The 6,543-nt window shown below is 35.9% G+C and carries 9 protein-coding genes and 1 pseudogene; 7 read left to right on the forward strand and 3 right to left on the reverse strand.

From position 1 onward, the window contains the following. Positions 1–21: 21 nt before the first annotated feature. Both ACS604_RS13810 and ACS604_RS13815 read left to right on the forward strand, forming a co-directional pair. The gene (locus tag ACS604_RS13810) at positions 22–516 is read left to right on the forward strand and encodes a DUF4442 domain-containing protein (RefSeq protein ID WP_004789063.1); all 495 of its coding nucleotides are present in this window, start codon (positions 22–24) and stop codon (positions 514–516) included. 75 nt (positions 517–591) lie between these two features. Further along, positions 592–1,098: a nuclear transport factor 2 family protein gene (locus ACS604_RS13815; RefSeq protein WP_151964274.1), complete on the forward strand. Its 507-nt coding sequence runs from the start codon at positions 592–594 to the stop codon at positions 1,096–1,098. Between the two features lie 63 nt (positions 1,099–1,161). Here ACS604_RS13815 and ACS604_RS13820 read toward each other — a convergent pair whose 3' ends face one another. The 3 genes from ACS604_RS13820 to ACS604_RS13830 are packed head-to-tail and all read right to left on the reverse strand — an operon-like array spanning position 1,162 to position 2,914. Then, positions 1,162–1,578, reverse strand: coding sequence for an acyl-CoA thioesterase (locus ACS604_RS13820; protein WP_151964273.1), 417 nt, complete (start codon positions 1,576–1,578; stop codon positions 1,162–1,164). Between the two features lies 1 nt (position 1,579). Next, complete coding sequence (trxC, locus tag ACS604_RS13825) at positions 1,580–2,017, reverse strand: thioredoxin TrxC (RefSeq protein ID WP_003655112.1); 438 nt, start codon at positions 2,015–2,017, stop codon at positions 1,580–1,582. Further along, positions 2,018–2,914, reverse strand: a complete 897-nt coding sequence (locus ACS604_RS13830; RefSeq protein ID WP_005309502.1) for an alpha/beta hydrolase — start codon at positions 2,912–2,914, stop codon at positions 2,018–2,020. Positions 2,915–3,103: 189 nt separating this feature from the next. On the opposite strand from ACS604_RS13830, the gene ACS604_RS13835 reads away from it, so the two are divergent. From ACS604_RS13835 to ACS604_RS13855, 5 genes and pseudogenes are all read left to right on the forward strand, one after another. Beyond that, on the forward strand, positions 3,104–3,439 hold the full coding sequence (locus ACS604_RS13835; protein WP_002116083.1) for a protein tyrosine phosphatase family protein: 336 nt from the start codon (positions 3,104–3,106) through the stop codon (positions 3,437–3,439). Between the two features lie 154 nt (positions 3,440–3,593). Beyond that, the gene (locus tag ACS604_RS13840) at positions 3,594–3,698 is read left to right on the forward strand and encodes a lipoprotein (protein WP_371864353.1); all 105 of its coding nucleotides are present in this window, start codon (positions 3,594–3,596) and stop codon (positions 3,696–3,698) included. Between the two features lie 106 nt (positions 3,699–3,804). Beyond that, the gene (locus ACS604_RS13845) at positions 3,805–5,001 is read left to right on the forward strand and encodes a hypothetical protein (protein ID WP_474771991.1); all 1,197 of its coding nucleotides are present in this window, start codon (positions 3,805–3,807) and stop codon (positions 4,999–5,001) included. A gap of 82 nt (positions 5,002–5,083) precedes the next feature. Next, positions 5,084–6,454, forward strand: coding sequence for a dihydrolipoyl dehydrogenase (locus ACS604_RS13850; protein WP_312825068.1), 1,371 nt, complete (start codon positions 5,084–5,086; stop codon positions 6,452–6,454). 18 nt (positions 6,455–6,472) lie between these two features. Further along, a pseudogene (locus ACS604_RS13855) lies at positions 6,473–6,543 on the forward strand (TIGR04219 family outer membrane beta-barrel protein); the annotation flags it as partial.

Genomic DNA, 6,543 nt, shown 5'->3' on the forward strand with positions numbered 1-6,543 from the left:
ATTCAAAGCTAAGGTAATTCCATGTCTCAATCCAATCGTCTATCAAAACTGGTAAAAGCGACTTCAAAATTCCCTAAAGGTATTCGGAGCACGCTTTGGAGCAAGGCGTTTGGTCGTATCGTGCCAATGGTTGGTACAGCAAATATCCGCTATCTGGAAGTAGACTCAAACCACGTTACTGTCCGTTTAGAAAACCAGAAAAACATGCAGAATCATATTAAAGGAGTACATGCTGCGGCGATGGCTCTTTTAGCAGAAACTGCAACAGGTTTTCTAACGGGTTTACATATTCCTGATAACCGCATTTTATTAATCAAATCATTGCATGTAGATTATTTAAAAGTGGTTGAAGGTGGTTTGACTGCTACAGCAACATTGTCTGCTGAACAGCAAAAGTTTATTGCAGCTAATGAGAAAGGTGAACTTGTGATTCCGGTTACAGTCATTGATGATGCAGGCAATGAACCAATCCAGTGCCAGATGCTGTGGGCATGGTTACCTAAACGTAAGAAATAATAACTAATCTAAAGTATTTTTAGATTTTTATTTGCCTCAAGATATAAAAATTATTTTTTGTATCTTGAGGTCAAAATGAAAAAAATACTGATTCTTTCCTCTTTATTTACCAGTTTAATATTTACAACAATAACGACTCATGCGACTGAACCTCACGTTAAAACCAGTAAATTAACTTCGACCAAATCAGAAGCGATAGATAAAGTAAGCGCTCAAAACAAAAGAATAGTCATCGACTTTTATGAAGGCGTCTTTTTAAAACATAAAGTCAAAGAATATGCAGACCGTTATATTGGTCAACAATATATTCAGCACAATCCGAATGTACCAGATGGGAAAGCACCTTTTGTTAATTTCTTCACTGAAAAATTTCAAAACAATCCTCAAGCTAAAAATGAGATTAAACGTGCAATTGCTGAAGGTAATCTTGTCGTTTTACATGTCCATTCGACTGAAAATGAAAAAGATCGAGGAAGAGCAATTATTGATATATTTCGTGTCGAAAATGGAAAAATCGTAGAGCATTGGGATGTGATACAAAATATTCCAGAGCAAAGCAAAAATACCAATACGATGTTTTAATTCTAAAAATGAGTTCTTTGTCGAAATTAAAGCCTGAATATTGATATTCAGGCTTTATACGTTTTATTGAGTATCTAAAAACTTTTGTCTTGCTTCTTCGGGTATTTGACGCTTATTACCTTTTACATCCACTGCTACAAAAGTAAAGACCCCTTCAGTAATACGTATTGGCGCACGAGAGTCATCATGACTATCCCAAACTTCAATTTGCATCTGAATAGAAGTATTTCCAACTTTTAAGATTTTGGTATAGCAGCTAATGACAAAGCCAACCTTTACCGGAACCAAAAAGGTCATTTGATTAATGGAAATCGTAGCACAACGGCCACGACTGAAACGTTCTGCGTGAATTGCTCCAGCCAAGTCCATTTGTGACACAATCCATCCACCAAACACATCACCACTCCAGTTTGTATCTGCTGGCATGGCAATCGTTTGTAAGGATAAAATTCCTTCTGGTTTGGTATAAGCTTCTGACACCTTAGCTCCCGAAATTCGTTTGAAGTTGTTGATCGAGCCACTGCTGCAATTCAGGCGCACGTAATGCACCGCTAATACGCGCGACCTCTGTCGTTTTATTCATTAAGACAAGTGTCGGAATACTTCTCACATGAAAAGCTTGGCTCAAGCGAGGAGATTCTTCGGTATCAATCTTGGCAAAAATAACGCCTGGATTCTGTTTTGCGACCTGCGCAAAATGTGGAGCCATCATTTTACAGGGTCCGCACCATTCTGCCCATAAGTCTATGAGAATAGGTAAATCACTATTCGTGATGTAGTTACTAAAATTTTGCTCATTTAGTTCAATAGGTGCAAGCGGTAGCAATGGCTGATGACATTGCCCACAGCTTGGTTGCTCAGGAAGTTTTTCTTCCGGAACTCGGTTTTTAGCACCACACGATGCACATACAATAATCATTTACATCACTCCTATATGCTGATGTAAAAATTCTAATTGGGTTATCACTGCTTTTTCAAACCATGAACCGTGATAGATATCAAAATGTTTCATATCCCACTCATGATAACTCACAAAAGGTGCAATATTTGTCGCGGCTTCGCGACTGGACTCAATAGGAATAAGTGAATCTTTTTGGGCTGCAATAAATAAAACCGGAATATTAATCTGACGTACAACCTGAATTGGACGGTATCGCATCAAATTAAAGAAGACGCGAGCTGGGACTTCCCCGCTCCAATAATAGTCAGGATTCACAATCGATAGATAGCCATAATAACTATCTGCTGTAGGCATAAAGCATAAGTTATGTTGATCAACCACAGGCAACCTCTTTGGATTAAGCCCCATCTTTGATCCCATATAATCCTGACTCGATAACTTCAATGCTTGAGGATAACGTTGCAAAGGATAGAGCTTGGCAGTTTCAGCACCATCTACATAAGGAATTTGTACTAAAATTGCCTGAATATTCTTTAATTCAGAAGCTAGGCTTAGTGCATATCCGCCACTTAAAGAAGTTCCCCACAGTACAATCCTTCGGTTATCTACAAGCTTACAGGTCGAAGCATATTGAATAACGGTCTTCCAATCTTCTAATTGTGAATTGATTGAGACCATTTCTCTAGGCTTGCCAGTACTCCCACCCCAATATCGATAATCAAACAAAATAACAGCATAACCTGCTTGGGCGAACCGCTGAGCATATTGGATGAGTTTAAATTGACGCAACGCAGCAAAACCATGGGCCATAATAATTACGGCAGATTTCTTATTTGTTTTAGGAATATAAAAATCAGCTGCGATCGTTTCCTGACCACATGGAACATATAAAGGCTCAACCGTATAAGCGTGCATATGTGCTCCGTTGAAATAGAATATGAATAACCAATTTTAAAATAGCGCGATGATCGTTTTTAAAATTTATAACTTAGCTATAAGACATAACTTTCTCAGTCAGAACAACACAAGAGTGTCTTGTATCTCAGGTTAAGCTTAATGCTATGATACAGCATAAGAGGTTTTGTTAAATTTTGGAGTGACGAAATGTCAGATAATGTTGGTTTCGCAGGTCAAATTGGTCCAGAGCATGTTGGCCAAGTTGTAGAAAAAGGATTTAAATCGATTATCAATAATCGACCAGATATGGAAGGCGGCCCAGAACAGCCTACAAGTGCTCAAATTGAAGAAGCAGCACGCCAAGTAGGTTTAGACTATGTTTATCAACCTGTTGTAGCTGGACAAATTACAGAACTCGATGTACGTACTTTTGCTAATCATTACAATGAGTTGCCAAAACCTGTACTTATGTTTTGCCGCACAGGAAACCGTTCAAATAATCTATATCAATTAGCAAAACAAATGGATTTATTAGACGACTAATTTTAAGAAATTAATATTCCATAAAACCCTATTTCTTCCTTAAAGTAGGGTTTTTTGATAACTTATTTTGCATATCTCTGCATGAATTCAACAGAACTAAAAATAATATTGATCTAAAGTATTTAAATCTTTTTTGAATCAATTATTAATTTTTATGAATAAATTTATATTCGCTCTTTTAAGCTGTTTAATTCTTACAGCATGCTCCTCAATGCAAGTAAAACCTACGGTTGGAGTAACTATGGGTACAAGAATTTAATTAGCTAATTGCTCATAAATATAATGAGCAACCTCATGAAATATATGTTATTTTATAAATCTAAAAAATTATTTTAAATAACTTATCATTTTAATTGGGGATAATGATGAAACTTACTCATGGGGTATGTGGGATTACTTTGGCTGCTTTTTTGACAGCTTGTGGTGGAGGTGGCGGTGATGGCTACTATAACCAAAATTCAAGTTCAGGCTCTACAACAACACCAACCACACCATCAACAGATCAAGAGTTGGCTACTTCTGTTTTAAATAGTGTAAAGCAAGAAGGAAAATATTTGTTTGGCGCCTATGATCTTAACGATGAAAAATTATCAAAAGGTTACATTGATCACGCACTAGACACTTTCGCTCAAGGTCCACTCAAGTTAACCTTAGATATTCGCAAAGTAGATCTTACCAAGTACTCCGACCACTATCGTGACAAATGTTTTATAGATAGTACTACCGACTATCGCGCCTGCTACGTTTTTAAAGGGGAAGAAATAAAATCATTACTTACAGGTTATAATGATTGGGATTTTGATATTACAGCAGATGATTTAAAGAATATTAAACTCGCCTCTGACAATATCTCTCCAAATCTACAGGAATATCAATCTAATACCAGAATTTATATTTTTCAAAATGAAAATAATGATAAAAACTTCCAAGATGTAACAATTACTGGAGCTTTTGCATATCCATTCCAACAATCATGGGGACTCCAACAAACCAAACAAAAAAGATTTGTATTAATTAACTCAACGACAAGCGATTATAAAATTACTACAACGGCCACTGTTCAAGATCCACAAACAGGTCAACCAACCGAAAAAGAAGTTACTACCGGTGCAATGAGTGTATATAAAGATAATACATCAACTGATGGTGATCTCTACGTAGTTCAGAGTGGTTCTGGTTTCAACGTACTTATTAATGATAATCCAAATGTTCCTTTTGCAGAGCCAATTTCATTCATTGTGAACTCTACTCCAGGCAATACGAACAATGCGACATATCAAGTGAAACTCAGTGGCAATCAAGTATTGAGTCTACCAAGTATTACTGGTATTGAAGGAAGTCGTGTTGAGAATCAATCTCCAACAACGAATGCACAAAAATTTAATGGCAGTGTTTATTTAGAAGGACCAAATATTTTCACTTTTAAACAGTCTCCGAATGGAACTGCATTAAATTTTAAACATATCATTAATGGTATAAGTATTGAAGGTCAATCTATTAATCAAAATGGGACTGTTTCAACCACTTTAAAAACACCTTTTATGCAAAAATTTACATTTTAAAGCTAAATAATTAGAATCAAACCCTCTGTTCAAGAGGGTTTTTCTATATATTCTAAATATCTATTAAAATAGCTTAATGACAATGTTCGATATTATTATCATTGGCGCAGGTACTGCTGGTATTAGCGCATATAAAGAAGCCGTTAAACATACCAATAATATTTTAATTATAAATGATGGACCATGGGATACCACTTGTGCTCGTGTAGGCTGCATGCCAAGTAAAGTCCTCATCTCTACAGCAAACCGCATGTTTGACATTCAAAATGCTCAAGAGGTTGCTTTGAATGTATCTGCAAAAATTAATACAGATCAAGTGATGCAGCACGTACAAACTTTACGTGATCGTTTTACACAAGCAACATTAAAAGATGTAGAACAATGGCCTGCAGAACATAAAATTTCTGGTAAAGCACATTTTATTGATTCACAAACTATAGAGGTTAATGGGCAACAGTACCAATCAAAAAGTTTTATTCTCGCTGTCGGTTCAACTCCTAATTATGATCAAACCTGGAAGAAAGAACTTGGTAATCGTCTTATAACAACAGATCAAATATTTGAGTTAAAAACACTGCCTAAATCTATTGCTGTTATTGGAAGTGGTGTGATTGCTCTTGAGATTGCTCAAGCAATGCATCGTTTAGGTGTAGAAACTACAATCTTTGCTCGTAGTAAACGGATTGGAGTACTTACTAGTTCTAGGCTTCAACAACTTGCACAAAAAGAGCTAGGTAAAGAGTTAAAAATTCTATTCGAAACTCTACCAAATGAAGTTAAATGCAGTGAAGAAAACGCTGTATTAACTTACCAACTTGATGAAACAGAGAAAATTCTCAAAGTTGAATATGTTTTAGCAGCAACAGGTCGTACGAGTTTAATTGATACTCTAAAACTAGAAAATATTGATAACTCTTTTAAAGATATTAAGTTATTACCTATAAATACAAAAACCAAGCAGTTAGATACATATCCAATTTTTATCGTTGGTGATGCTTATACCTCAACACCACTGCAACATGAGGCAGCACATGAAGGGAAAAAAGTTGTTTATAACTGTTTGAATTATCCACAGGTTAATTCAGTTAAGACGCTTACCCCATTAGGAATTGTATTCAGTCATCCTGAAATGGCGATCGTCGGGCAAAGTTATAAACAACTAAAAGACAATGGTATAGATTTTATTACAGGTGAAGCCTCTTATGAACGACAAGGAAGAGCTATAGTTCTTGGGAAAAACAGAGGTGCGATTGAGGTTTATATAGAGAAAGAAAGTCAAAAACTTCTTGGTGCTGAATTATTTACAGAAGCAACAGAACATATGGCTCATTTATTAAGCTGGATAATAGGTGAGGAATTGACGTTAAATGACATTCTAGAGAAGCCTTTCTATCACCCTACTCTAGAAGAAGGTCTTCGCACTGCTTTAAAACATGCACGCAGACAGTTATAAAGATAGTCTAATTAATTTAATATTGATTTAGAGGATTATCACAACAATGATCTTAAGTTTGAATTTAAGGGTCCGTATATCGGTTTAGA

The organism is Acinetobacter sp. Li1LvA2 (genome assembly GCF_056156705.1).

Excerpts from the sequence above, each read along its gene's own strand:
- ACS604_RS13840 (WP_371864353.1), top strand. The coding sequence starts at position 3,594 with ATGAATAAATTTATATTCGCTCTTTTAAGCTGTTTAATTCTTACAGCA.
- ACS604_RS13850 (WP_312825068.1), top strand. The coding sequence starts at position 5,084 with ATGTTCGATATTATTATCATTGGCGCAGGTACTGCTGGTATTAGCGCA.
- ACS604_RS13830 (WP_005309502.1), bottom strand. The coding sequence starts at position 2,914 with ATGCACGCTTATACGGTTGAGCCTTTATATGTTCCATGTGGTCAGGAA.
- trxC (WP_003655112.1), bottom strand. The coding sequence starts at position 2,017 with ATGATTATTGTATGTGCATCGTGTGGTGCTAAAAACCGAGTTCCGGAA.
- ACS604_RS13835 (WP_002116083.1), top strand. The coding sequence starts at position 3,104 with ATGTCAGATAATGTTGGTTTCGCAGGTCAAATTGGTCCAGAGCATGTT.
- ACS604_RS13845 (WP_474771991.1), top strand. The coding sequence starts at position 3,805 with ATGAAACTTACTCATGGGGTATGTGGGATTACTTTGGCTGCTTTTTTG.
- ACS604_RS13815 (WP_151964274.1), top strand. The coding sequence starts at position 592 with ATGAAAAAAATACTGATTCTTTCCTCTTTATTTACCAGTTTAATATTT.
- ACS604_RS13810 (WP_004789063.1), top strand. The coding sequence starts at position 22 with ATGTCTCAATCCAATCGTCTATCAAAACTGGTAAAAGCGACTTCAAAA.